Consider the following 24,854-nt stretch of genomic DNA (forward strand, 5'->3'; position numbering starts at 1 on the left):
CGGCCTTACCACGCAATGCTTTCTCTTTGGAAGCATTGTCACGAGAGGGCTTGTCGCGGGGCGAATCGGGACGACGTGTAGCCATTAGCGAATAACCTCAACGTCGTGCACATCGGGCACGCGCATTTCCAGACGCTCGCTACTGATACTCTCGATGCGCGCAGGCGCAGACCAGGCACTCTCTTCCAGCAACAAACGCCCCCAGCGGGCACGGGCATCATCACGCGCCGCCTCAAGCGTCTGAAGCTGGGCGTACTGAGCACGGGACAGATGGGAGCTGACCACGACAGCAGCAGCAGAACCAAGCAGGCACAGCATCAACACCACGAAACACAGGTGGCGCCAACGCATATGAATCTTGATCGGCCAATTCCCCAACCTGCCACCCTGACTCCGTCCCGCCATGCTGACTCCCTAATCACTCTGAACGTGATGCCCTGCACCACGGATTATCCCTGCAGATTACCATTGTGCGGGATCAACACATCCGTGATCCACACAGCCACGACCGGCGCATTATGTCAGCATGTAGCGCCGGCTGCTAAGAGTTGCCGCAACGCAACGACTCTGTCGCCCACTCACTACAGTGCTCTTACGAGCGCGCCTGCCGGTAGGCAGGCGCAAGAATGACCAAGATACAGATGGTGAGCGGAAACGCTATTTGAGCTTTTCAGCAACACGCATCACGGCACTTCGTGAACGCACATTGGCATTCACTTCACTGTCGGAAGCTTTCTGGGCCTTACCCACTAGAACGAGACGCTTGTTGAGCTGATCTTCACGGATGGGCATGCCACGAGGAGCTTGATCACCACGCGCCTTGTCGCGCATGAAGCGCTTGACGATGCGATCTTCCAACGAGTGGAAGCTGATCACGACCAGACGCCCACCCGGTTTTAACGCTTCAAGACCAGCATCCAATGCGCGCGTCAGCTCATCCAGTTCACCATTGATATGGATGCGGACCGCCTGGAAAACGCGCGTCGCCGGGTGCTTGTGCTTCTCCCAGTTCGGGTGGGCATCCTTGATCAAGCTAGCCAGATCACCAGTGCGTGTAATGGGACGCTCAGCACGACGCTCAACGACGGCACGCGCGAGACGCTTGGCGTAACGCTCTTCACCATAGGTCTTGAAGACCCATGCCATGTCCTCGGCACTTGCGCGTGATAGCCAGTCAGCAGCGCTCACGCCACTGGTTGGGTCCATACGCATATCAAGCGGGCCGTCATTCATGAAGCTGAAGCCACGCTCCGCATCATCCAACTGTGGAGACGACACACCAATATCCAACAGAATGCCGTCCAGCTGACCATCCACACCTTCACGCTCGGCATACTCTGCAAGACGCGCAAACTCACCAGAATGAATGGTGAAGCGTTCATCCTCGATAGTCGCCGCTTCTGTCAGGGCCTGTGGATCACGATCACAGGCAATCAACCGACCATCAGCGGCAAGGCGCGACAGAATCAAGCGTGAATGACCACCGCGACCAAAGGTGCCATCGAAGTAAGTGCCAGAAGGATCCTGAATCAAGCCATCGACTGCGCCATCGAGCATGACGCTGACGTGCGCGAAGCGATCAATGACATCGGACTCGGCAACAGAAGGAGCACTGGGCTTGGACATGACGAAACTCGGAACCTTGGCACGCGATGCGGGCAGTAAAGCCGACGATAGCGACAACACACTAGCGACGAACAAACGTGAGGAGTGATCACTCTTCAGGGGCGATCAAACAACAGAGACAAATAGAATCAAGACGACATAACCGATAACCGGCGCCTGTCATGACCTCATGTTCGTTGCCATTCAGCCAGCAATGGTCAATCACGAAACACAAAGCGGACGGCGCCGGTTATGCGGATCATAGTACCTGCAGCAAAGCGACTCGCTGCAGAGCACATTCAATGTAAGGCGGGAGACGGCCGATAAGCCGGGTCTTGTCGTGGACAGTCATTCATCTAGGCCCTGAATCACTTCAGGGCTCAAGCAACCAACCCGCCCCCACTGCGGGCAGCAGCATAGGGGGCCTATTTGGTCTTGCTCCAGGTGGGGTTTACCTCGCCACGAACTGTTACCAGCCGCGCGGTGCGCTCTTACCGCACCCTTTCACCCTTACCGGCCAACCGAAGTTGACGTAGGCGGTCTTCTCTCTGCTGCACTTGCCGTCGGCTCGCGCCGCCCAGACGTTATCTGGCACCTTGCCCTATGGAGCCCGGACTTTCCTCCCCCAACCGAAGTTGGCGGCGACTGTCTGGCCGTCTCCCAAGCGCGCAAGACTAGCAGCGTCACGCCGCTTTCACAAGCTGAAGCACTGCAGATCATCACATCGCTCTACGCCAAAAATACTGTCACGGCAAACACTTGGCGTTTTCGGGCAGCAGGGGAAATAGAAAAATCAATTCCGCCATGACAGAGAAGATATGCCGGGAGAGCAGCACAGACAGCCACCATCGCCACCCTAGCGCTCACCACCCGCCCACCTTTACTAGTCAACCGCATCCTTTATGGCCTGCGCCTTGGCGTACCAGGACTTCTTGCGGCCACCGACAAGACGGGTCGCGATAGCGGCCATCTGCTTGACGCCAACACCTTCTTCGAACAGCACTTGCAGCAAAGCATCACCTTCGACGCTGGCAGCTTCATCGCCCTCGCGCGCCGGCGCACCTTCGATCATCACGACGAACTCACCGCGAGTCTGGTCACTATCTTCTTCCATGCGCACCAGCAACTCAGCCGCCGTACCATCAAGAAATGTCTCGAAAGTCTTGGTCAGCTCACGTGCAAGCACTACACGACGCCCGCCCAGCACATCCCGGATATCGCCGAGCAGTGCCTGAATACGGTGCGGAGATTCATACAGCACATGCGTGGCGCTATCGTCACGTAACGCGACGAGGCGTGCTTGACGCGGCCCGCCCTTATGGGCCAGAAAGCCCTCGAAAGTAAACCGATCGGTCGGCAAACCGGCGGCACTCAAGGCTGTAATGAGCGCACAGGCACCGGGTAGCGGTACAACCTTGAAGCCACGCTCACGCAAAGCGCGCACAAGGATAAAGCCGGGATCGGAGATCAACGGCGTGCCCGCATCGGAAACCAGTGCGACACGACGCCCTTCTTCCAACGCCTGACAGAGCTGCTCGACTCGACCGCGTTCATTGTGGTCATGCAACGACATCATGGGCACTTCCAGCCCCAGATGGCGCAGCAAGCGTGCGCTATGGCGGGTATCTTCGGCCGCGATCAAATCAACCTCACCCAGCACCCGCGCCGCGCGCGCGCTGAGATCATCGAGGTTACCAATCGGTGTGGCGACCACGTACAATACGCCTTCAGAAGACTCAGACATTCAATGCTTCGACTCGTTGAACTCAATGGTAGAAATGGTCATCAGACGCAGGCAAATTAGCTCACGGTCCAAGGCGCTCCATGCGAAGTCTTTTGTGCCAAGGCTCTGTATCTAAAGCACTATAACTAAATTTCTGCGCCCAAGGCTCTTTGCCCAAGACCCTTAATATTCGCGCACATGCACGATCGAGCGCCATAATGTCTTGTCAAGAACGTCTTCTCAAGAATACCTTCTCAATCCGTCATCACAGTAGGCGGCGACACAGTCTCAAGCCGCCTCGCTCACTAGCCAAGGGACCGTCGTACATGCGACAGACATGGAACCGTGCATCAGCCAGCGTGCTGCGCACTTCGTCAGCCATCCGGCAGGAGACTTCTCGTCATCCCCGTACCGGCTTGCGTGCGCTGGCCGGCATGGCCGTATCAGCCATGCTGTTGGCAGGGTGTGCCGGACAATCTCCAATCTCCAGCGGCCCCGGTGCTCAGGCACTGCTCGCACAGGCAGAGCAGCAACAAGGCAAACAGGCCTCCAGCACCCGCCTACGAGCCGCCGATATCCTAGCACGCAGCGGCGACAACGCGCAGGCGATCAACATTGCCGCTGACATCGACCCGACTACATTGGACCCGCAACAACGCATCCAATGGGCTTTGCTGCTATCGCGCGTTGCACTGGAACAGCAGGACGGCTGGAACACGATTCTTGCCACCTCCGTACTCGATGATGATATCCAGATCTCCGACGATGATCAGCGCACGCTGCGCAAACGTCGTGGCCGCGCACTCGGTATGGTTGGCGAACCACTGGCCAGTTCACAGACGCTTATCGCCCTACAAGTCGATACCGATGACCTGAGCATCAATGACACCGTGTGGGAGCAGCTGACACGCCTCTCTCCGGACCAGCTCAATCAACTGGCAAGCGCAAGCGCTACAGCAAGTGGCTGGGTCAAGCTGGCTCGTCTTCAAAGGCGCTATGGCAGTGATATCGAGCAAATGTTCGATGCCATCAATAGCTGGAGCGACGCCAATCCGCAGCACCCGGCTGCCCGCCAGATGCCACAGGGCATTCTTGATTTGCGCGAACTTTCAGGGCAGGAAGTGCGCAAGATTGCGGTCTTCCTGCCAGAGTCCGGCCCGCTCAAGCGAGTCGCTCAAGCGATTCGCGAAGGAATCGAGGCGCGCCATCGCAGTGCTATTGATGATGCCGAAGCCACGCCGCAGTTAAGCTTCTTCGATACCACCAGCGCCGACCTCAAAACACTTTATGCACGTGCCACCATGGAAGGCGCACAAGTAGTGCTTGGTCCGCTCGACAAGGACCTGGTCAGCCAACTGGAAACTCAGGATAACCTGCCGCTACCGACACTAGCCCTTAACTATGGCACTCACGACAGCAACCGTGCGCGCAACCTATTCCAGTACGGCCTGTCTGCAGAAGACGAAGCACGCCAGGTCGCACAGCGTGCCAGGCTGGATGGCCACCGCGGTGCTGCTGCCTTGATTCCCGACAATGCCTGGGGCCAGCGCGTATATGAGGCTTTCCGGGAACGATTCGAGCAGGATGGCGGCGATATCGTGTCGATAGAACGCTACAACCCGAAGGGTGCTGTCAGCAGTGCCGTCAAAGACCTGCTGTCTGTTTCCAGCCAGGATCAAGCACGCATGAAGGCAGCCAAGACAAAAGGCGGTAAATACGGCCGGGCGCATTCTGGAAAGATCGACATGATCTTCCTGCTGGCACTGCCGAGCTATGCTCGCCAAGTACCACCGATGCTAGACTTCTACTATGCGAGCAACCTGCCGATTTATGCCACTTCTCATGTCTATGAGGGTACGCCTCAGCCACGCCAGGATGGCGACCTCAATGACGTCGACTTTGTGGATATCCCTTGGGAAGTGCCGGAAGCTTCTTCCGGAGGCACTGCATCCCTACCGGATGTCGACACCTATCGCGCCCTATCTGACGCCTCTCCCAGCATGCTCAAGCTCAACGCCATGGGTGTCGACGCTTACCGTCTGGCCCAGCGCGTACCACTGATGCTGGCTGGCGCAGGCGGGGAACTCTTCGGGGCTACCGGTAGTCTCTATCCCCGTCACGATGGCCGTATCCAGCGCACGCTTCAGTGGGCCGAGTTCCGTGAGGGCGTGCCGCGCCCGCCACTGAAAGGTACTGATAGCCGCACTGCCAACGCGTACACGCCCTGATATGTCACGAATTGGCCAGCCGCCAAATAACGACGGCCTTGAGCCTCCACAGCACCGCGCAAGAGCGCGTGGTGCTGTCATCGAGGCTGAAGTTGAACAGTGGCTGACAACGCAAGGCATGACACCCGTCACACGGAATCAGCATGCCAAGGGCGGCGAGGTCGACCTGATCATGCGCGATGGCGATACTCTCGTTTTCGTTGAAGTACGCTATCGTGCCAATAATCGATTCGGTAGCGCGCTTGAAAGCGTGACCAGCAGCAAACAACGCAGACTAATCAAGGCTGCGCGTTTTTATCTAGCCCAGCACGGGCTATCATGTTCCTGCCGCTTCGACGTGGTAGGCGTGGAGGGGACAACCCCTCGATCCATCCAATGGATTCGCCACGCCTTCGAAGCGTTCTGAAGCCAACGACCAAGAGCCATCATGGATTTCCAATCGCGTATTCTCGGCCACTTCAACGCCAGCATCGACACCAAGACCTACGCCAGCGAAGTGCTGCCGCCCTTCATTGAAGCGGCGAGCCAGATGATGGTTCAGAGCCTGGTCAATGACGGCAAGATCCTCGCATGCGGCAACGGCGGCAGCGCTGGTGATAGCCAGCACTTCTCATCGGAGCTGCTCAATCGCTTCGAGCGTGAACGCCCAAGCCTGCCAGCAATTGCTTTGACGACGGACACGTCCACGCTGACCTCCATTGCCAATGACTACAGCTACAACGAAGTCTTCTCGAAGCAGATTCGTGCACTGGGTCAGCCTGGCGATGTTCTGCTGGCCATTTCGACCAGCGGCAACTCTGCCAACGTGGTGCAAGCCATTCAGGCCGCTCACGATCGCGACATGCATGTCGTGGCATTGACGGGCCGCGACGGAGGCGACATGGCCTCTTTATTGGGCAGCGACGATTGCGAGATTCGCGTTCCGGCAACCTCTACCGCACGCATTCAGGAAGTTCACCTGCTGGTTATCCACTGCCTATGTGATCTGATTGACCACCAGCTGTTCGGTAGCAACGAATAACCTATTGTGTCGCACGGCGACCTACAGGAGATTACGGCATGACGCCCAAGTATCTGCTTTCCCTCATGGCCACCGCCGGCTTTTTGACCCTCACGGGCTGTACGACCGTAGCCGATCTGACGCACAGCGGTCCGATCGATGAGAACTACGGTGATCGCACGCTCGGTGCCCAGGTAGAAGATGAAAGCATCGAAACCAAGGTCGAGGTCAATCTCGGCAAGGTCGACGCTCGCTTCAATGATGCCCACGTCAACGTCAATGCCTACAACGGCATGGTACTACTGACTGGTCAGGTACCCAGCGATGAGCTCAAGCAGCGTGCCACGGATGTCGCCAAGGATGTACGTCGTGTGCGCCAAGTGCAGAATGCGCTGGAAATCAGCGCCAACGCACCGGCCAGTCAGCGTGTTCAGGACACCTGGCTGACAACTCGCATCAAGGCCAAGCTTGCAGCGGATGCCAACATCGACTCTGGGCGCATTCTGGTGCTCACCGAGAATGCAAGCGTCTACTTGATGGGTATCGTCACGCAATCGGAAGCCAAGCAGATCGTCAACAAGGTGTCTGAAGTCGGCGGCATTCAGCGCATTGCCAAGGTCTTTGAATACCTCGACTGATCAGTGCCAGCATTAGTACATCTGTACGATTCAAATAAAAACGCCCCGCAGACATGGTCTGCGGGGCGTTTTTATTTGAACGGCAATCTCACCCTAATCACACTGCGACTATATGAGATCGACGAACAAGATATTACTTGATCACGCGCAGTGAAGGACGCCCCTTACGTGGCGGCTTCGGCTGATCATCACCATCAGTACTCTGTTCATCAGAATCAGATGCTTCGCCATCCTTCACCTCAACAGGACTCTCTTCTGTCGCTGCTGAGGCCTGCTTGCCATTACCTTCATCCACCGCCGCACTAGCACTGCCCACACTGGCAAGTGTCGGTCGCGGCGAAGCACTGGATTCAAGGTCAGCAGCCTCACCGAAGGTCTCTTCGTCTGCACCCGGCATTACCGGTTCATGACCAAAGACCATACCCACGCCATTCTCACGCGAGTAAAGCGCTACCAACGCAGGGGTCGGCACACTGACGTGCATCGGCTGGCCGCCAAAACGGGCATTGAAGCTGACACCTTCATTGGCGATCAACAGATCACGCACCGCACCCGGTGCAATGTTCAACACAATCTGACCATTCTGGACGTGTTGACGCGGTACCTGGACACCATCCTGCTCGGCGTCCACCACAATGTACGGCGTATTGTCGTTATCCAGCAGCCACTCGTAGAGTGCGCGTGCCAGATAAGGGCGACTGGAAAGCATGAGAAAACCTCTTGGACTGCAATGGGTGTCAGCGACAACCGGTGCCTTGTGGCCACCGGACAGTGCCTCACTAGCTATGAAGGCTAGAGATAACCGTCAGGCAAAAAGCCTGCCAGCAAGGCTGGCCACCCTCACGATGGCCAACCAGACATGGATCAGAGACGCATTTCACGCTCAGCCTCAGACAACGATGCCTTGAAGGCATCACGCCCGAACAGTCGCTCCATGTAGTTCAGCAGAGGCTTGACCTGCTTCTCTGGCAACTCGATACCCAGTGTCGGCAAACGCCATAGGATCGGTGCAATACAGGTGTCCACCAACGAGAACTCGTCGCTCATGAAGAACGGCATGTCATCGAAGATTGGAGAAATGCCGATCAGGCTCTCACGCAACTCCTTGCGCGCCTTGTCGGCTTCCTTCTTGGTGCCTGTCTGAATGGTTTCCATCATCGGCACCCATTCGCGCTCGATGCGATGCATCCACAAACGGCTCTGGGCGCGCGCAACCGGATACACCGGCAACAACGGCGGATGCGGAAAACGCTCGTCCAGATATTCCATCATGACTTTGGACTCATAGAGCACCAGGTCACGGTCCAGCAGCGTCGGCACACTGTTATACGGATTCAGGTCGGCCAATTCGGCCGGACGATTATCATCATCCACATCAATGATATCGACGGCTACACCCTTCTCGGCCAGTACGATCCGTACTCGGTGGCTGAAGTGGTCGTCACCACCAGAGTAGAAGGTCATCGATGAACGCTTGGCCACAACACCCATGAAACTGTCCTCGCATCTGTTCGAGACATGCCCGTGTCAGCTTTTGGCCTGACAATCGGGGATAAGTTTCCTCTGGTCGGCACATCAATGAAGAAGAACCGATCAAAGGGTCAGCTTTGCGTCATCTTACGGTGACGCAAGCGGGCGCGCGACTGATCAGCCGCGCGCCCGTCACTGCCGACTCGCCATTATCGATGAGCACGCTCAGCAAGTGCCATCAATGAATGTCGCGCCAGTATTCCTTCTTGAGAAGATACGCCAGCAAGGTAAAGATCAAAATGAATATTAACACCTTGGGCGCCATGTTCTCAGCCTTGAGTCGGGATGGCTCGCCAACATAGGAGAGGAAATTAGTCAGATCCCACATGGCTTGATCAAACTCCTGCGTCGTCATACTGCCCGACTGGGTTATTTCAAGCACCTCACAGGACTGATAGCGACCTGTTTCAAGGTCCAGCTCTGCCCCCAGCAGCGCAATATCACTCTGGGTGCACACTTTCTCCTGCACCCCCTGCAGCGGCTCCAGCACGTGCGGCATCCCCACCTGCGGGAAAACAGAGTTATTGACGCCCCAAGGGCGCGACTCATCGCGATAGAAGCTGCGTAGATAGGTGTAGATCCAGTCCGTGCCACGCAGCCGCGCCTCAAGCGAGAGATCCGGCGGCGGCGCACCAAACCAGTCAGTGGCATCCTCGGCACTCATGCCGATACGCATGGTGTCATTGATCTTGAGTTCTGGCGAGAAAATCAAGAATTTCTCGACTAGATCCTCAGGCATGCCCAAGTCCTCAGCAGCCCGTGAATAACGCTGATATTGCAGACTATGACAGCCTAAACAGTAATTGGTATAAAGCTGCATGCCGCGCTGTAACGAAGGTTGGTCTCGCAGGTCTGGCTTCATTGTGTCCAGACGGACTTCACTGCCTGCCGCCATCGCAAGCGCCGATGCAAATAAACCCATCACTGCCAACAGGCAGGTCGCAAGATGCTTTCTCATCGGCCTGTCACCCTACCCGGCACCGCTCGCGTCGCTTCGAAGCGCGTGTAGAACGGCATCAGTATAAAGAAGGCAAAATAAGCCACCGTTGCCACCTGCGCAATTATCGTGCGCTCGGCTGTTGGCGGCATCACACCCAGCACGCCCAGTGTCACAAAGCTCACTACAAACACGACAATGGCTATGCGTGACAACCAGCCCTTGTAACGAATCGAGCGAACCGGAGAGCGATCCAACCACGGCAGCACAAACAGAATGGCAATGGCCAACCCCATGACCACGACACCCCAGAACTTGGCATCGACACCAAACAATGGATAATTCACTGCGCGCAGCATTGCGTAGAAAGGCGTGAAGTACCAGACAGGGGCAATATGCTCAGGCGTCTGCAGCGAATTCGCCGGTTCAAAGTTGGGCGTTTCGAGGAAGTAGCCACCGCCTTCCGGGAAATAGAATATTACCGCACAGAACACGAATAGGAAGACCCCCACACCTACCAGGTCCTTCACTGTGTAATACGGATGAAACGGAATACCATCCAGTGGATTGCCCGCTTCATCCTTCTTATCCTTGATCTCGATACCGTCCGGGTTATTCGACCCTACCTCATGCAGTGCCACAAGATGCAGCACCACTAGCCCCACAATCACCAACGGCAGCGCAATGACATGCAATGCAAAGAACCGATTCAAGGTAATACCCGAAATCAGGTAATCACCACGAATCATCTGTGCCAGATCGCCTCCAATCACGGGAATAGCGGTAAACAGGGAGATAATCACCTGCGCGCCCCAATAAGACATCTGCCCCCAGGGCAGCAAGTAACCCATGAAGGCTTCGGCCATCAGCGCCAGATAAATACACATGCCAAAGATCCACACCAACTCTCGCGGCGCTCGGTAAGAACCGTAAAGCAGACCACGAAACATATGCAGATAGATTACCACGAAGAAGGCCGAGGCACCGGTGGAATGCATATAGCGGATCAACCAGCCATATTCCACATCACGCATGATGTACTCAATCGAAGCGAAGGCCCCTTCTGCTGTCGGGGTGTAGCTCATGGTCAACCAGATACCGGTAATGATCTGGTTGACCAGTACCAGCATCGCAAGTGAGCCGAAAAAATAGAAGAAATTGAAGTTTTTCGGCGCGTAGTAGCCCGTCAAATGATCTTGCATCAACTGAGTGGCCGGAAAGCGGTCATCGATCCAGCGCATCACGCCTCGCGGCGCCTTGGGACGGTCAGGATTACCCATCATGCAGTCTCCTCGTCGACACCGATGACCAACACCTGCTCACTCTCGTAGCGATGTGGAGGTACTTCCAGATTCGAAGGTGCTGGCACTCCAGTGAAAACGCGCCCAGCGAGATCGAATTTAGAACCATGACACGCACATAGATAGCCACCCGGCCAATCGGCACCAAGATCAGCCGCGCCTATCTCGGGACGATATCCCGGAGAGCAACCAAGATGCGTGCATATCCCCACCAACACGACATATTCAGGCTTGATAGAGCGCAACACCGCGTCAACGTATGGCGGCTGCTGCGGCCGCTGTGATTCGGGGTCCTGGAGCTCTGCAGGAGGAATGGCACGAATATCTGCAATCATTGCGGGAGTGCGATTAACCACCCACACCGGCTTGCCACGCCATTCAATGGTCATCTGTTGCCCAGGTGCCAGGCGTGAAATATCCGCAGTCACGGGCGCACCCGCCGCACGTGCACGCGCGCTTGGCTGCCATGAGGCCAGAAAGGGAGTCGCGATTCCAACAACGCCTACCGCTCCGACCACGGTTGTCGCACTGACAAGGAAACGTCGCCGTCCTCGATTCACACCGCGGTTTGCCATTTTGTTATTGCCTCCCAAACACCACCGCATGATGCCCAGCTATCCCCTCGCTAAGCATTCGAAGCTTGAATGTATTAAAGGGCAATAAGCGGAACCTAACAACTCAAGAAAATAGCCTTGTAAAAAGCCACTTTCTTCAACTGCACATCAATACAGCAAAAAAAACGTCCAGCACCCTTGCGGGTACTGGACGTTTTTGTGGTCGACGCTGTTCTCTTAACGCTTGGAGAACTGCGGACGACGACGGGCCTTGCGCAGGCCGACTTTCTTACGCTCGACTTCACGAGCGTCGCGAGTGACGTAACCAGCGGCACGCAGTGCCGGACGGAAGTCCTCGTTGTATGCCATCAGGGCACGAGTAATGCCGTGACGGATAGCGCCTGCTTGAGCAGAACCACCACCACCAGCGACAGTGACGTAAACGTCGAACTGTTCGGTAGTTTCGGTCAGCTCGAGCGGCTGGCGAACCACCATGCGACCTGTCACACGACCGAAGTAGTCGTTAAGGTCACGCTGGTTGACGGTGATTTTGCCGGTGCCCGGCTTCATGAAGACGCGCGCGGTAGAAGTCTTGCGGCGCCCGGTACCATAATGCTGCTGTGTCATGGCGATGCTTCCCTCAGATGTTCAGTTCTTGCGGCTGCTGCGCAGCGTGCGGATGCTCGGCGCCAGCATAGACTTTCAGCTTGGACTGCATGGCACGACCCAGCGGACCCTTCGGCAGCATGCCCTTGACAGCCAGTTCGATCACGCGCTCAGGCTTGTGGTCGATCATCTGGTTGAAGGTCATGGAGCGCAGGCCACCCGGGTAACCGGTGTGACGGTAGTAGGTCTTGGCTTCAGCTTTGCGGCCAGTCACTGCTACCTTCTCGGCGTTGATGACGACGATGTAATCGCCGGTATCAACGTGCGGAGTGTACTCGGCTTTATGCTTGCCGCGTAGGCGACGAGCAATTTCAGTAGCCATACGGCCCAGCGTCTTGCCGGCTGCGTCGACGACGAACCAGTCACGCTGGACGGACTGCGGCTTGGCAGTAAACGTCTTCATGGATGAATCACCTATAGTCGGGTCTTGCACTTAGTGCGCGACCAATCCCTATTTTTCTTGGTTGTCCGACGCCTGGCAGTGAGTGACTTGCTGCTTGCGCAGTCATGTTCATCCCATCTCCAGACTGCTCCCGCTCATCAAGAGTGAAGGACTCAGGACGACTCGGGAACCGGCCAACAGTTCGAGCGAGCGCGCATTGTACATGCCAAGCGCGCCCATCACAAAGGCTATTTTGTCTCGCTGCGCAGCCTTACGGCTTGTGCGGTAACGCCAGATATTCGCGCGATTGCATTTCCTGCAGCCGCGACAGCGTACGCTGGAACTCGAAGTCGAGGTTTCCGCCAGTATAGAGGTTCTCGATTGCCATCTCGGCGCTCATCAACAGCTTTACACCACGGTCATAGAACTCATCAACCATGTTGATGAAGCGACGCACCTGGTCATCACTATCACGCCCCATCTGCGGCACTTCAGAAACCAGTACGGTATGAAATTCACGTGCCAACTCAATGTAGTCATTCTGACTGCGCGGGCCATCGCACAGTTCATCGAAATGAAACCACACCACATCTTCATGACGACGTAATGCGTGCAGGACGCGATGATTGATACTGAGGCCTTCATCATGATGACCTTCTGCACCGGCAATGGAGCGAAACTCACGCGCCAGTTTCGCGGCACTGGCATCGTTCAGCGGGCTGTGGAACAGCTCAGCATGTTCCAGTGCACGCAAGCGATAGTCGATGCCCGAGTCGACATTGACCACGGTACAATGACGCTTGACCAGATCAATGGCCGGCATGAAGCGCACTCGTTGCAGGCCATCCTTGTAAAGCTCATCGGGCACGATATTGGAGGTGGCGACCAACACCACACCCTGCCGGAAAAGCTCCTCGAACAGGGTGGCGAGAATCATGGCATCCGTGATGTCCTTGACGAAGAACTCATCGAAGCAGATCACTCGTGCCTCAACGGCAAATTTGGCCGCCACTAGCGTCAGAGGGTTTTTCTCGCCCTTGTAATGACCCAGCTCGTTATGGACACGCTGCATGAAGCGATGAAAGTGCGTGCGCATCTTGTCAGCGAAGGGCAGGCTTTCGTAAAAGGTGTCGACCAGGTAGGTCTTGCCACGTCCCACACCACCCCAGAAATAGAGCCCCATGATTTCAGGCACTTCATCGACTGCTGCCGGCAGTGCAGGTTTACCGAACAATCGGCGCACCTTGGACCCCAAACCACTGTTGCCCGTGGCATCTGAAATCTTGCCAGGTGTCTGGCGCGGGGTACGCACCAAATCGTCATAGAGTCGTTGCAGATGTCGAACCGCATCTTCCTGGGCGGCATCGTAGGCAAAATCATCACGCTTGAGATCTGCCTGGTACTTCTCGAGGGGCGTAAGTGCTGGCATGGAGAAACCCGGTGCAGGCCAGACCCAGCAAATCGCTGCGCCTGACGCGGAAAGGACGAAGATCACACCTGAACGGGCATAACCGGCAGGCAAGGACGAATTTGCGCGGCATTATACGCCTTGAACTGCTCTTTACCCACTGCAGTGCACGTAAATCCACGGGGTAATATCCTGAAAGAGACTCACAATAGTCAGGCAAACATCATCGACTTCCCGTTATGACGCGAACGAAAACGACCAAGGTATCTCTCAAGGCGAATTGACGCATCGCGGCATCGCACCGATATAATGGCCTGCGGACACCTTTCAAACACCAATGGCATGCTGGCAACAGCGCCCGCCATTGGCAAAACGAAGAACATGGGTTCTGCTGGACCTTAGACCGATCAAACATCGGCATCATTGAATATCGGCACTGTGCCCCAGCGGTGATGATCACCGCAGTCGTGACACAAGGAGAGCGACGTGAACGAGAGCAATATTGACTGGATCCTGGCCATTGCCTGTTTTCTGGCCGGCATCGGTATCGGCGCCTTGTGCTACCACCTGCTGAATGCCAACGTGGCGCGCAATCAGAAAACTCGTCAGAAACTGGCAGAACGTGAACTGGAACTCACCCAATTCCGTGATGCACTCAATGATCATTTCTCCAAGGCCAGCGATCTGACTGACCAGATTCAGCGTGCCGGTAACGAACTGCGCCAGCATCTAGCTAGCGGTGCCGCGACACTGTGCGATGACAGCCAGCTCAAACGCCGCCTGCTGGACACCGACACCGGCGAAGAAGACAACGAGGACAACACGCTCGATCTTCCGCGGGACTACGCAGACAATCGCGGCACGCTGTCTGAAGATTTCGGGCTCAAGCCGCAGCCTGAAGACACGGATGCTGCACCGGCCACGCCACCACGGATCTAACCGTATCGTTATCGCTGTCCCAGCAAAAAGACCGCCCTCATGGGCGGTCTTTTTGCTGGGACATCACAATCAAATCCGCTTCATCCCATCAGGCCGGATTGTCGATATCCACGAAACGATGCTCTAGCCCGTACTCTGCTGCCAACCACTCTCCTAGTGCCTTCACCCCATCCCGCTCGGTAGCATGATGACCTGCGGCGAAGTAGGTGACGCCCTCCTCACGCGCATCATGCGTGGTGCGCTCGGATATCTCACCGGACAAGAAAGCATCGACGCCTGTCTCAATGGCCAACTTGAGATAGTCCTGTGCCCCACCGGTACACCAGGCAACACGCTTGATCGGTCGCTCATGCCCTGCGACCACCAATACCTCACGGCCCAGCCGCTGACTGAACTCTACGCCGAGTGCGGCACTGTCCAGCCCTTCTCCTGTTAGACCTTTCTTTGCCAGTAGCTCGTCTGACAACCGGCCGACATGTACTAGCCCACGGCCGATGACACCGTCCAGGCATCCTTCGCTGACCAACCCGAGGCGCTCGGCGAGGCGCGCGTTATTCCCAAGTGTCGGATGTGCATCCAATGGCAGGTGATAGGCCGCCAGATTGATGTCATGCACCAATAGCGTCTTCAGGCGACGACGCTTCATACCCGTCACCTGCGCCTGCTCGTTCTTCCAGAAATAGCCGTGATGGACAAGAACAAGGTCAGCCTGCCAGGCAACGGCCTCATCCAGCAGCGCTTGGCAAGCAGTGACACCACTCATCACGCGCCGCACGTCGCGCCGCCCTTCTACCTGCAGGCCATTGACGGTGTAGTCCTTGAAGGCTTTTACCTCCAAACAGGCATCCAAAGCGTCAATTAGCGTGTCACGATCAGCCATTGGGCCTCCAGCAGTTAGAGTCATCGAGTGTTACACTTGCGCTCATTGTAACGGCGCAGCGTCGCCATGTAAGCGCGCTGCTCTTCTCGAGATTCTCAGAGAGGAGCATTGCACGTAATATTCAGTTTCTTTATTTCTGTGTCCGCTGCGCGCCTAACGGGGCTCACGGGCTTTTCATCAGGATTCACGATGCCTCAGATGCGCCGCTCTCTTCGCAGCTCTTTACTTCCCTTGCTCTGGCCTGTCGTTACCGGGGTTCTGCTGGCGATTGTCGTGCTTGATCGCTTCCCTGCATTAGGCCTTGATAACGCTCCAGCCACTGCACAAAACGACCAGACGACTGTCGAGCCCTACCCTGCGCCAGAGCCGGTAGCGCAGCAAGTGTTGCCCGCTCCAAGCCTGACACTGTCAGCAGCACAGCGTGAGGAATCGGCTGATCCAGTGCTGCGCGAAGCCCCACCGCTACAGCGCAATAACGGCCCCGCTAGCTATCAGACCGCCGTGGATGCTGCCGCACCCGCTGTCGTCAACATCTATTCATCACGCAAGATCAGCGACGACAGCAAGCATCCGTTGATGTCAGATCCCTTCTTCAATCAGTTCTATGGCGACGATGCCGTGCGCAGCCAGCGCATGCTGTCGAGCTTGGGGTCTGGCGTCATCTTGTCCAGCGATGGCTACATCCTGACCAATAACCATGTCATTCAGGGGGCAGACCAGATTCAAGTCGCGTTACGCGATGGCAGAGAAACATTGGCCAAGGTGGTCGGCGTTGATCCGGAGTCTGATATCGCCGCGCTGAAGATCGATCTCGACAACCTGCCCACAGTGGCAATAGCAGATTCTACCCAGGTACACGTCGGCGATGTCTCACTGGCAATCGGTAATCCCTTCGGGGTTGGCCAGACCGTCACGATGGGTATCATCTCGGCGACAGGGCGCAACCATCTGGGCCTGAACGCTTATGAGGACTTCATCCAGACTGATGCTGCGATCAATCCGGGCAACTCCGGCGGCGCTCTGGTCAATACCGATGGTTCACTGGTCGGTATCAATACTGCCATCTACTCACGCTCAGGCGGCTCGCAAGGCATTGGCTTTGCCATCCCTGCCAACCTGGCGCGCGAAATCCTCGAAGCACTGGTCGACCACGGCCGTGTGATTCGCGGTTGGCTGGGATTAGAGGTGCAAGAGCTAACGCCCTCGCTGGCAAACTCCTTTGGCCTCAGTGCACCACAGGGCGTCGTCGTGGCTGCCGTACTCCGCGATGGCCCTGCCGCGCGCGCAGGGCTAAAGCCAGGCGACATACTGGTCGGTATCGGCGGCAAGCGCCTGATCGACGCTCGACTGGCCATGGCAGATATCGCTGCTGTAAAACCCGGCAACACTCTTCAACTACGTATATTGCGTGACGGCAAGGCACAGAATATCGACGTCCAGGTCGGTGAGCGCCCCATTCCGGACAACACGCCACCGCCGATTGAGCAAGATGAAAACCGCCAGGGCTGAGCGCAGCCTGACAATGGCAGTGGATCATTAGCAGTCACGCCTATCCCATCATAAGAACGCCCACCACGGAATCCGTGGCGGGCGTTCTTGGTTCAGCTGCGCCTGGTTTAACTCAATAACCAGCCGCTGATTGCTGACCACTGTCTCAATCGATGATGCGGTTCTCAGCACTGCGTGCATGCGCTGTGAGCGACTCACCACGCGCCAGCACAGAAGCAGTACGCCCCAGAGTCGACGCCCCTTCCGGCGAGCACTGAATCAGCGAAGAGCGTTTCTGGAAATCATAGACACCCAGCGGCGAGGAGAAGCGCGCCGTGCCGGAGGTCGGCAGTACATGGTTGGGACCTGCACAGTAATCCCCCAGCGCTTCCGACGTGTACGAGCCCATGAAGATGGCCCCTGCGTGCCGCACTCCCTCGACCCACTCTTCAGGTTTCGTGACCGACAGCTCCAGGTGTTCCGGTGCAATTCGATTGATCAGCGTCAGCGCCTCTTCTGGGCCACTGACGCGAATCAATGCGCCGCGCGCACGCAGGGACGCAAGAATGATTTCAGCACGCTCCATGGTCGGCACAAGGCGCGTGATGGCTTCTTCTACTGCTGCCAAGTGCTCATCATCCCAGCCGATGAGAATTGCCTGGGCATCTTCATCGTGCTCAGCTTGCGAGAACAGATCCATCGCCAGCCAGTCCGGATCAGTCACACCATCGCTGACCACCAGAATCTCGGAGGGCCCGGCAATCATGTCGATACCCACCTGACCGAAGACGGCGCGCTTGGCGGTCGCGACATAGATATTACCGGGGCCAACGATCTTGTCGACACGTGGCACTGTCTCGGTACCGTAAGCCAGCGCTGCAACTGCCTGCGCACCACCGATGGTGAAGACGCGATCGATACCGGCCAGATGCGCCGCTGCCAGCACTAGATCATTGACCACACCATCAGGCGTCGGCACCACCATGATGATTTCACGCACGCCGGCAACATGTGCCGGAATCGCGTTCATCAGCACGGAAGATGGATACGCTGCCTTGCCGCCAGGTACATAGATGCCCGCACGATCCAGTGGCGTTACCTTCTGCCCCAGCAAGCTGCCGTATTCATCACGGAACGACCAGCTCTCCGGCTTCTGGTGTTCGTGATAGACCCGTACGCGCTCGGCTGCTATCGCCAGCGCTTCACGCTGTGCCTCAGGCAGCTCGACATACGCCTTGGCCAGACGCTCAGCGCCAATGACAAGCTCCGCCATGCTGGAGACATTCAATCGATCAAACCGATTGGAGAACTCAACCAGTGCTGAATCGCCTTCTGCCTTGACCCGCGTCAGGATATCGGCGACACGGTGCTGAACCTCGGCATCGGAAACCCCTTCCCAGGACAGCAAGTTATCAAGGCGTGAAGTAAAATCGGTATCACGGCTATCGAGCCGGTTGATCAGAGTATCCATGCGAACCTCATGTTATATCTTGGGCAGAAAGGCTGAACGGGACGGGCGTTTCCAGCTGCCATGGTCGTCTAGGCGACCTTGTGTGATAAATGATTTTCAACCTTTACGGCGCGCTTCCACCGCTTGGCGTAGACGGTCGATCAGCGGCTTGAGACGATCATGCTTCATGGTCATGGCAGCCTTGTTGACCACCAATCGCGTACTGATATCGGTAATCAGCTCACGCGGCTCCATACCGTTGGCACGCAAGGTATTGCCGGTATCGACGATATCGACAATCTCATCGGCGAGATTCATCAACGGTGCCAACTCCATCGCGCCATACAGCTTGATAACCTCAGCCTGGATACCTTGCTCGGCATAGTAGCGACGCGCCACATCGACAAACTTGGTCGCGACACGACGACGCGCGCCCTGCTGCTGCTGACCGACGACACCAGCCGTCATCAACTGGCACTTGGCAATCTCCAGATCCAGCGGCTCATACAAGCCTTCGGCGCCGTGCTCGAGCAATACATCCTTGCCGGCAATTCCGAGATCAGCAGCACCCAGCTGGACATAGGTCGGCACGTCGGTCGCGCGAATGATGACCAGTTTTACATCAGGGATATTGGTATCAAACAGCAGCTTGCGACTCTTGCTCAGGTCTTCAAGCGGCTCGATACCGGCATCGGCCAGCAGCGGCAGGGTTTCCTTGAGGATACGCCCCTTGGAAAGGGCGACGACCAGTTGCTTGCTCATGGGGTATTCGCCCGTACTTGTGTAGAAGAATTCGCGCCAGAGCTCTCTTCAGAAGAACTCGGCAATCGCCGCCGATATGAACATGCCAACGGCGACGTAGCGTAAGTAAGGAAAGCCTGGAGTAGCGAGAACGCCGGCTCAGCCCGTGGTACGGCGAATGAGTACGCCAAGCCCCGAGAGCTTCTCTTCAATGCATTCGTAACCGCGATCAATGTGATAGATGCGGTCAACCATTGTCTCGCCATCCGCGACGATAGCGGCAATGACAAGCGACGCCGAAGCACGCAGATCCGTCGCCATCACTGGTGCACCGGACAAACGCTCAGTTCCGGTCACCACTGCAGTATTTCCTTCAAGCGCGATGTGTGCGCCCATGCGATTGAGTTCCTGCACGTGCATGAAGCGATTTTCAAAGATGGTCTCGATCACGGTACTGGTGCCTTCCGCAACCGCATTCATCGCCACGAACTGTGCCTGCATATCGGTGGGAAATGCCGGATACGGTGCGGTGCGGATGTTGACCGCCTTCGGACGCTTGCCGTGCATGTCCAGTTCAATCCAGTCATCACCAGTCGTGATGGTGGCACCGGCTTCTTCCAGCTTGGCCAGCACAGCGTCAAGCGTATCAGCACGTGTACGAGTGACACGTACCTTGCCGCGCGAGGCGGCGGCCGCGACCAGGAAGGTACCCGTCTCGATGCGATCAGGCATGACGGAATATTCACAGCCATGCAGCTTCTCGACACCCTCGATGATGATGGTATCGCTGCCGTGACCACTGATCTTTGCACCCATGGCGATCAAACATTGCGCCAGATCGACAACTTCCGGTTCACGCGCCGCATTTTCAAGCACGGTACGCCCTTCCGCCAGCGTCGCAGCCATCAGCAGGTTTTCCGTCCCGGTCACGGTCACGACATCAAAGACGATACGTGCACCCTTGAGGCGCCCTGTCGGAGCCTTGGCGCGGATATAACCGTTCTCCACCGTGATCTCGGCACCCATGGCTTCAAGGCCACGGATGTGTAGATCGACCGGACGCGAGCCAATGGCACAACCACCCGGCAGTGAGACCTCAGCACTGCCGAAGTGCGCCAGCAGTGGGCCCAGCACCAGAATCGAAGCACGCATCTTCTTGACCAGGTCGTACGGTGCGTGACAGTGCTCGACCTTGGAGCCATCAAGCTGCACGGTCATATTATCGCCCATCACCGGCTCGACACCCATGCGCCCGAGCAGCTCCAGGCTAGTGGTGATGTCCTGCAAATGCGGCAGGTTGCTGATGGTCACGGGACCTTCCGAAAGCAGGGTTGCCGCCAGAATGGGCAGTGCCGAATTCTTGGCACCGCTGGCCCAGACTTCTCCATTGACCGGCCCGTTGCCGGTGATGATCAGCTTATCCATGAAATGTTCCGGTCAGCCCTGAGCATTGCCGGCAGCAGCATCATACTGCGCCGGGGTATAGGTACGAATGCTGATGGCATGCAGCGCACCAGAGCGAATTTCGTCATTGATTGCGGAGAACACCAGCTGCTGCGCCTTGACGCGACTGAGGTCAGCAAAGATCTCACCCACGGCGACGACCTGGAAATTGCAGCCTTCGCCCTGGATATGAAAATCGACGTTCTCGATTCGAGCCTCGAGCAGGGCCTTGACATCATTCGGTTGCATAACGGGCGGTAACTCCTTCGCTGTGCATGGCGGGGTCAGTGAATATGACCAATACAATAAGACCGCACATGGTAATCAAAAGCGCGCGGGAACGCGATTGGCAGGAAGCATCCGGCCCTTCACGTTCCCGCGCAGCGTAGTAACAACTTACGAGTTGTCAGGAGAGCTTTAACGAAGGCACTTGCCAAAGCAGCTGCCAAAGCAATCTATCGGGCCTCATTTAACGCTTCAGGCAGTGTCGATAGAGGCCGGTGCCTCAACAGCCACCCCACTACTCTCCAGGCCTGGCAAAAAGCTTTCAAGCCCGGAAACAGCTGCTAAACGACTCAACGCGGGCGACAGACGCAAGTGAGTGATATGCCCGGAGTAGTCAGCAAGATGACGCTGCCATTCAAGCAGTACGCTCAAGGTGGCAGTGCTCGCGCTTTCCACTCCACACAGATCAATGGACACACCATCACTACGGCGCCCCAGCCATTTCTTACCGGCTTCAGCGAGCTCAGCGGCATTGTCAAAGTCCGGCTGGCCACTTAACGCCAGCTGGACCTCATCTGCCTCTAGTCTTATACCGTCGCTATCAAAGAGTGTTTTCATGGTCATATCGCCACTAAAAGGGCTCAGCTATTGCTGTTGCCCTTGTCCTCCGCGGCCGTCTTGTCGAGGTCAACATCTGGCTGCCAGCCATTGATCACGGCATCAATATCGCGACCGTTGTCACGCATGGCTTGATCGAACTGATTACGGAAAGTCAGGCCAAGATTGACGCCATTGACGATTACATTGACCACCTTCCATTCGTCATTACGCAGGCGCATGGAGTAGGCGACCGGATAGACCTTGCCCTTGGTATCGATCACGTCCATGTAGACAGTATCCTGATCTTCGTAGCGACGATCACCTTCGCTGTCCTTCACTTCAAGCTTGGCGTAGTCGAAGCTCACCAAACCCTTGGCGTAGGTGCCGATCAAGGTGTCGTGAAAGACCTTGGAGAACTCGGTACGCTGCTTTGGCGAAGCTGCTTTGAAATACTTGCCCATCACGCTTGCCGCGATATAGCGATAATCCACGACCGGCTTGAGCGCGGTATCCACCAGCCCTTCCAGCTCGTTGATGTTGTCCTTGTAGTAGCTCTCGCGACTGTCGATCTTGGTGGTCAGGCCTTCGACGGTATCACGCAGCAGGACATCAGGTTCCTGCGAGGCGGCCGCCGCCAGCGGGCTCATTGTCATCAGGGCCGACAAGCTCAGTACACTCAGCGGACGAATAAGCTGCTTGAGAAAATGGGTCATCAGGTTTGCTCCTTGAAAGTATGCATCGCGCGAACGGCGAGTCAGGCTTGCGTCAGCGCTTCAGGAAATGCCCGAATTAGCTCTTCGAGAAATTAGAGACGAACTGCTGAATCAATTCTTCCAGCACCAACGCTGACTGGGTATCTCGGATGGTATCGCCATCTTCAAGCATCTCCGGGTCTCCGCCAGTACTCAGGCCGATATACTGCTCCCCCAGAAGGCCGGAAGTCAGGATGGCGGCCGTAGTGTCCTTGCTCAGCTTGTCCTTGAGGCCGCTGTCCAGCTTCATCGTCACACGGGCATCAAACCACTTCGGGTCCAGCTCGATGCTTTCGACACTACCGACGGCAACGCCTGCCATGGTGACTTTTGACCGCGCCTTGAGGCTTCCGATCCCTGAAAAGTTGGCATTGAGCACGAAGGTGTCATCCGCTTGCTGAAAAGTGACACCACTGACGCGCAGGCCCAGAAACACCATGCCAAGAAAACCGGCGAGCACGAACAGGCCCACGCCAAACTCGACCATGCGGGTACGTTTCATCCAATATCTCCAAACATGACGGCCGTGAGGACAAAGTCGAGCCCCAGTACCGCCAGCGATGAATAAACCACAGTACGTGTGGTTGCGCGCGAGATGCCTTCCGAGGTCGGGATAAGATCATAGCCTTGGAAAACTGCAATCCAGCTCACCACCAGCCCGAAGACCAGTGATTTGACGACACCATTCATGACATCGCCGATAAAATCGACATTCGACTGCATGCTGCTCCAGTAGGCACCTTCATAGATGCCCAGCCAGTCGACACCGACCAGCTTGCCCCCCCAGATACCCACCACGCTGAAGCCTATGGTCAGCAGCGGCAGAGAAACGAATCCAGCCCACAAGCGCGGTGCCACGATGCGTTTCAGAGGGTCAACACCAATCATCTCCATGCTGGTCAACTGCTCAGTCGCCTTCATCAAGCCAATCTCGGCTGTCAGTGCTGATCCGGCACGCCCTGCGAACAGCAGCGCTGCCACGACGGGAGCCAGCTCTCGCAATAGCGACAGCGACACCATCTGGCCCAGCGCCTCTTCAGCACCAAAGCCTACCAGGATGGTGTATCCCTGCAGGGCAAGCACCATACCGATGAACAGTCCCGAGACCAGCACGATCGCCAGTGACAACACACCGACAAAATGCATCTGACGCACCCACAGCCCGATGCCTTCGCGAGAAGGAATACCTATACCGGCCTGTACCAGCAAAATACCCGCACGACCGACAGCGGCAATCACTTCAATACTGCTACGACCGAGTGAAGTAATCGAGCCTAGCAGCCCACGATTCAGCGCGCTCATGATGACTGCCTCCTGCCTGATGACTCCGCTGACGATTCACGCCCATCGAGAATGTCACCTTCAAAGTCCGGCGCGGGATAATGGAACGGTACTGGCCCATCGGGTTTGCCGTGGATGAACTGGGCCACGCGAGGGTCTGCATCGGCATTGAGCTCTGCGGGCGTGCCCTGCGCCATCACTTTGCCGTCGGCAATGACATAGACGTAATCGGCGATGGTCAGCGTTTCCTTGATATCGTGGGAAACGACTAACGCTGTCATATCCAACGCATCGTTGAGACGACGAATCAGATTGACCAACACGCCCATCGAAATAGGGTCCTGTCCGGCAAACGGTTCGTCATACATGATCAAATCAGGATCGAGCGCGATGGCGCGCGCCAGTGCGACACGACGCGTCATGCCACCAGAAAGCTCAGCCGGCATCAGTTCGCGTGCACCACGCAAGCCAACAGACTCGAGTTTGATCAGCACGATGTCACGAATCATTGCATCAGGAAGATCGGTGTGTACGCGCAACGGAAAGGCCACATTCTCAAACACGCTGAGATCAGAAAATAGTGCGCCGCTCTGAAACAACATACCCATGCGGCGACGCATGCGGAACAACTCGCGACGCGACAAGCCATGCACGTGCTGTCCTGCAATCTCGACGCGACCCGCGGAGGGCGTTAATTGCCCGCCGATCAACTTGAGCAACGTCGTCTTGCCGGTCCCCGACGGCCCCATGATGGCGGTGATCTTACCGCGTGGGACCTTGAGTTCAATACCGGAGAAAATTTCGCGCTCGCCCCGAGTAAAACGCAGGCCTTCAACACGAATCAGCGCATCATCAAGATCAATGCCACTTTCCGTGCCCAAGGAGGATGACGATGCATCCTGGTCGCCCGCATCCTGGCCGTTCGCATCGGTCGGTGTTGCGGTCTGACCGGGCAATTCAGTCATAAAAGCATCCGCTGTGAGGGAATATCGACACGCAGAGCCAACCATCTGCAGCTCGTAATCACGCCGAATGTCCGAATCATGAGATCCAAGGATCAAGTTAGTTAGCGAACATCGTATC

At 56.7% G+C, this 24,854-nt stretch carries 27 protein-coding genes and 1 other RNA gene; 6 read left to right on the plus strand and 22 right to left on the minus strand.

The features are described 5' to 3' along the window. Positions 1-84: 84 nt before the first annotated feature. The 4 genes from ftsL to rsmI form a co-directional block, all read right to left on the minus strand. Positions 85-405 carry a cell division protein FtsL gene (gene ftsL, locus CFN46_RS02615; RefSeq protein WP_024951308.1) on the minus strand — a complete coding sequence of 107 codons (321 nt, stop codon included), beginning with the start codon at positions 403-405 and terminating at the stop codon, positions 85-87. 252 nt (positions 406-657) lie between these two features. Further along, positions 658-1,626 (minus strand): 16S rRNA (cytosine(1402)-N(4))-methyltransferase RsmH, encoded by a 969-nt coding sequence (rsmH, locus tag CFN46_RS02620; protein WP_024951309.1) that lies wholly within the window; start codon positions 1,624-1,626, stop codon positions 658-660. Positions 1,627-1,913: 287 nt separating this feature from the next. Then, positions 1,914-2,266: RNase P RNA component class A (gene rnpB / locus CFN46_RS02625), an RNA gene on the minus strand. A gap of 222 nt (positions 2,267-2,488) precedes the next feature. Further along, positions 2,489-3,349 (minus strand): 16S rRNA (cytidine(1402)-2'-O)-methyltransferase, encoded by an 861-nt coding sequence (gene rsmI, locus CFN46_RS02630; protein ID WP_024951310.1) that lies wholly within the window; start codon positions 3,347-3,349, stop codon positions 2,489-2,491. 305 nt (positions 3,350-3,654) lie between these two features. On the opposite strand from rsmI, the gene CFN46_RS02635 reads away from it, so the two are divergent. From CFN46_RS02635 to CFN46_RS02650, 4 genes are read left to right on the plus strand one after another with little or no spacing between them, the layout of a single operon-like run. After that, positions 3,655-5,556, plus strand: coding sequence for a penicillin-binding protein activator (locus tag CFN46_RS02635; RefSeq protein ID WP_254918382.1), 1,902 nt, complete (start codon positions 3,655-3,657; stop codon positions 5,554-5,556). A gap of 1 nt (position 5,557) precedes the next feature. Further along, positions 5,558-5,962, plus strand: coding sequence for a YraN family protein (locus CFN46_RS02640; RefSeq protein ID WP_051510743.1), 405 nt, complete (start codon positions 5,558-5,560; stop codon positions 5,960-5,962). Positions 5,963-5,983: 21 nt separating this feature from the next. Further along, positions 5,984-6,577, plus strand: coding sequence for a phosphoheptose isomerase (locus CFN46_RS02645; RefSeq protein ID WP_024951313.1), 594 nt, complete (start codon positions 5,984-5,986; stop codon positions 6,575-6,577). A 38-nt stretch (positions 6,578-6,615) separates the two neighbouring features. Continuing rightward, positions 6,616-7,194, plus strand: coding sequence for a BON domain-containing protein (locus tag CFN46_RS02650; RefSeq protein WP_024951314.1), 579 nt, complete (start codon positions 6,616-6,618; stop codon positions 7,192-7,194). Between the two features lie 133 nt (positions 7,195-7,327). On the opposite strand, the gene CFN46_RS02655 is transcribed toward CFN46_RS02650, so the two are convergent. The 8 genes from CFN46_RS02655 to zapE all read right to left on the minus strand — a co-directional run bounded on the left by CFN46_RS02655 (position 7,328) and on the right by zapE (position 13,993). Then, a complete protein-coding gene (locus CFN46_RS02655; protein ID WP_088742616.1) occupies positions 7,328-7,903 on the minus strand; it encodes a ClpXP protease specificity-enhancing factor in 576 nt (191 codons plus the stop codon). A 155-nt stretch (positions 7,904-8,058) separates the two neighbouring features. Continuing rightward, entirely contained in the window at positions 8,059-8,685 is a 627-nt protein-coding gene (sspA, locus tag CFN46_RS02660; protein WP_024951316.1) for a stringent starvation protein SspA, read from the minus strand. A 217-nt stretch (positions 8,686-8,902) separates the two neighbouring features. Continuing rightward, on the minus strand, positions 8,903-9,682 hold the full coding sequence (locus CFN46_RS02665) for a cytochrome c1 (RefSeq protein ID WP_088742617.1): 780 nt from the start codon (positions 9,680-9,682) through the stop codon (positions 8,903-8,905). Next, positions 9,679-10,941, minus strand: a complete 1,263-nt coding sequence (locus CFN46_RS02670; protein ID WP_024951318.1) for a cytochrome bc complex cytochrome b subunit — start codon at positions 10,939-10,941, stop codon at positions 9,679-9,681. The genes CFN46_RS02665 and CFN46_RS02670 overlap by 4 nt, the downstream gene beginning before the upstream one ends. After that, positions 10,941-11,537: a ubiquinol-cytochrome c reductase iron-sulfur subunit gene (gene petA / locus CFN46_RS02675; RefSeq protein ID WP_024951319.1), complete on the minus strand. Its 597-nt coding sequence runs from the start codon at positions 11,535-11,537 to the stop codon at positions 10,941-10,943. The genes CFN46_RS02670 and petA overlap by 1 nt, the downstream gene beginning before the upstream one ends. A 216-nt stretch (positions 11,538-11,753) precedes the next feature. Continuing rightward, positions 11,754-12,143 carry a 30S ribosomal protein S9 gene (rpsI, locus tag CFN46_RS02680; protein ID WP_024951320.1) on the minus strand — a complete coding sequence of 130 codons (390 nt, stop codon included), beginning with the start codon at positions 12,141-12,143 and terminating at the stop codon, positions 11,754-11,756. A 13-nt stretch (positions 12,144-12,156) separates the two neighbouring features. Next, positions 12,157-12,585: a 50S ribosomal protein L13 gene (rplM, locus tag CFN46_RS02685; RefSeq protein ID WP_024951321.1), complete on the minus strand. Its 429-nt coding sequence runs from the start codon at positions 12,583-12,585 to the stop codon at positions 12,157-12,159. Between the two features lie 250 nt (positions 12,586-12,835). Further along, the gene (zapE, locus tag CFN46_RS02690) at positions 12,836-13,993 is read right to left on the minus strand and encodes a cell division protein ZapE (protein WP_035159168.1); all 1,158 of its coding nucleotides are present in this window, start codon (positions 13,991-13,993) and stop codon (positions 12,836-12,838) included. 465 nt (positions 13,994-14,458) lie between these two features. Between zapE and CFN46_RS02695 the strand changes: the two genes are divergently transcribed. Further along, positions 14,459-14,911: a YhcB family protein gene (locus CFN46_RS02695; protein WP_024951323.1), complete on the plus strand. Its 453-nt coding sequence runs from the start codon at positions 14,459-14,461 to the stop codon at positions 14,909-14,911. 88 nt (positions 14,912-14,999) lie between these two features. Here CFN46_RS02695 and CFN46_RS02700 read toward each other — a convergent pair whose 3' ends face one another. Next, a complete protein-coding gene (locus CFN46_RS02700; RefSeq protein ID WP_024951324.1) occupies positions 15,000-15,791 on the minus strand; it encodes a Nif3-like dinuclear metal center hexameric protein in 792 nt (263 codons plus the stop codon). A gap of 198 nt (positions 15,792-15,989) precedes the next feature. Between CFN46_RS02700 and CFN46_RS02705 the strand changes: the two genes are divergently transcribed. Next, positions 15,990-17,300 carry a S1C family serine protease gene (locus CFN46_RS02705; protein ID WP_035159169.1) on the plus strand — a complete coding sequence of 437 codons (1,311 nt, stop codon included), beginning with the start codon at positions 15,990-15,992 and terminating at the stop codon, positions 17,298-17,300. Between the two features lie 145 nt (positions 17,301-17,445). Here CFN46_RS02705 and hisD read toward each other — a convergent pair whose 3' ends face one another. The 9 genes from hisD to CFN46_RS02750 all read right to left on the minus strand — a co-directional run bounded on the left by hisD (position 17,446) and on the right by CFN46_RS02750 (position 24,736). Next, on the minus strand, positions 17,446-18,750 hold the full coding sequence (gene hisD / locus CFN46_RS02710) for a histidinol dehydrogenase (RefSeq protein WP_088742618.1): 1,305 nt from the start codon (positions 18,748-18,750) through the stop codon (positions 17,446-17,448). 96 nt (positions 18,751-18,846) lie between these two features. Then, positions 18,847-19,491 (minus strand): ATP phosphoribosyltransferase, encoded by a 645-nt coding sequence (gene hisG / locus CFN46_RS02715; RefSeq protein WP_035159120.1) that lies wholly within the window; start codon positions 19,489-19,491, stop codon positions 18,847-18,849. A gap of 138 nt (positions 19,492-19,629) precedes the next feature. After that, a complete protein-coding gene (murA, locus tag CFN46_RS02720; RefSeq protein WP_024951327.1) occupies positions 19,630-20,895 on the minus strand; it encodes a UDP-N-acetylglucosamine 1-carboxyvinyltransferase in 1,266 nt (421 codons plus the stop codon). Positions 20,896-20,907: 12 nt separating this feature from the next. After that, the gene (locus tag CFN46_RS02725; protein WP_024951328.1) at positions 20,908-21,162 is read right to left on the minus strand and encodes a BolA family protein; all 255 of its coding nucleotides are present in this window, start codon (positions 21,160-21,162) and stop codon (positions 20,908-20,910) included. 228 nt (positions 21,163-21,390) lie between these two features. Next, a complete protein-coding gene (locus tag CFN46_RS02730) occupies positions 21,391-21,756 on the minus strand; it encodes a lipid asymmetry maintenance protein MlaB (RefSeq protein WP_024951329.1) in 366 nt (121 codons plus the stop codon). Positions 21,757-21,779: 23 nt separating this feature from the next. Beyond that, a complete protein-coding gene (locus CFN46_RS02735; protein ID WP_088742619.1) occupies positions 21,780-22,451 on the minus strand; it encodes a phospholipid-binding protein MlaC in 672 nt (223 codons plus the stop codon). 76 nt (positions 22,452-22,527) lie between these two features. Next, the gene (gene mlaD / locus CFN46_RS02740; protein ID WP_024951330.1) at positions 22,528-22,992 is read right to left on the minus strand and encodes an outer membrane lipid asymmetry maintenance protein MlaD; all 465 of its coding nucleotides are present in this window, start codon (positions 22,990-22,992) and stop codon (positions 22,528-22,530) included. After that, positions 22,989-23,792 carry a lipid asymmetry maintenance ABC transporter permease subunit MlaE gene (gene mlaE / locus CFN46_RS02745; RefSeq protein WP_035159122.1) on the minus strand — a complete coding sequence of 268 codons (804 nt, stop codon included), beginning with the start codon at positions 23,790-23,792 and terminating at the stop codon, positions 22,989-22,991. The genes mlaD and mlaE overlap by 4 nt, the downstream gene beginning before the upstream one ends. Continuing rightward, positions 23,789-24,736: an ABC transporter ATP-binding protein gene (locus CFN46_RS02750; RefSeq protein WP_024951332.1), complete on the minus strand. Its 948-nt coding sequence runs from the start codon at positions 24,734-24,736 to the stop codon at positions 23,789-23,791. The genes mlaE and CFN46_RS02750 overlap by 4 nt, the downstream gene beginning before the upstream one ends. Positions 24,737-24,854: the final 118 nt, after the last annotated feature.

Source organism: Cobetia sp. QF-1, assembly GCF_002213105.1.
Lineage (GTDB): Bacteria > Pseudomonadota > Gammaproteobacteria > Pseudomonadales > Halomonadaceae > Cobetia > Cobetia crustatorum.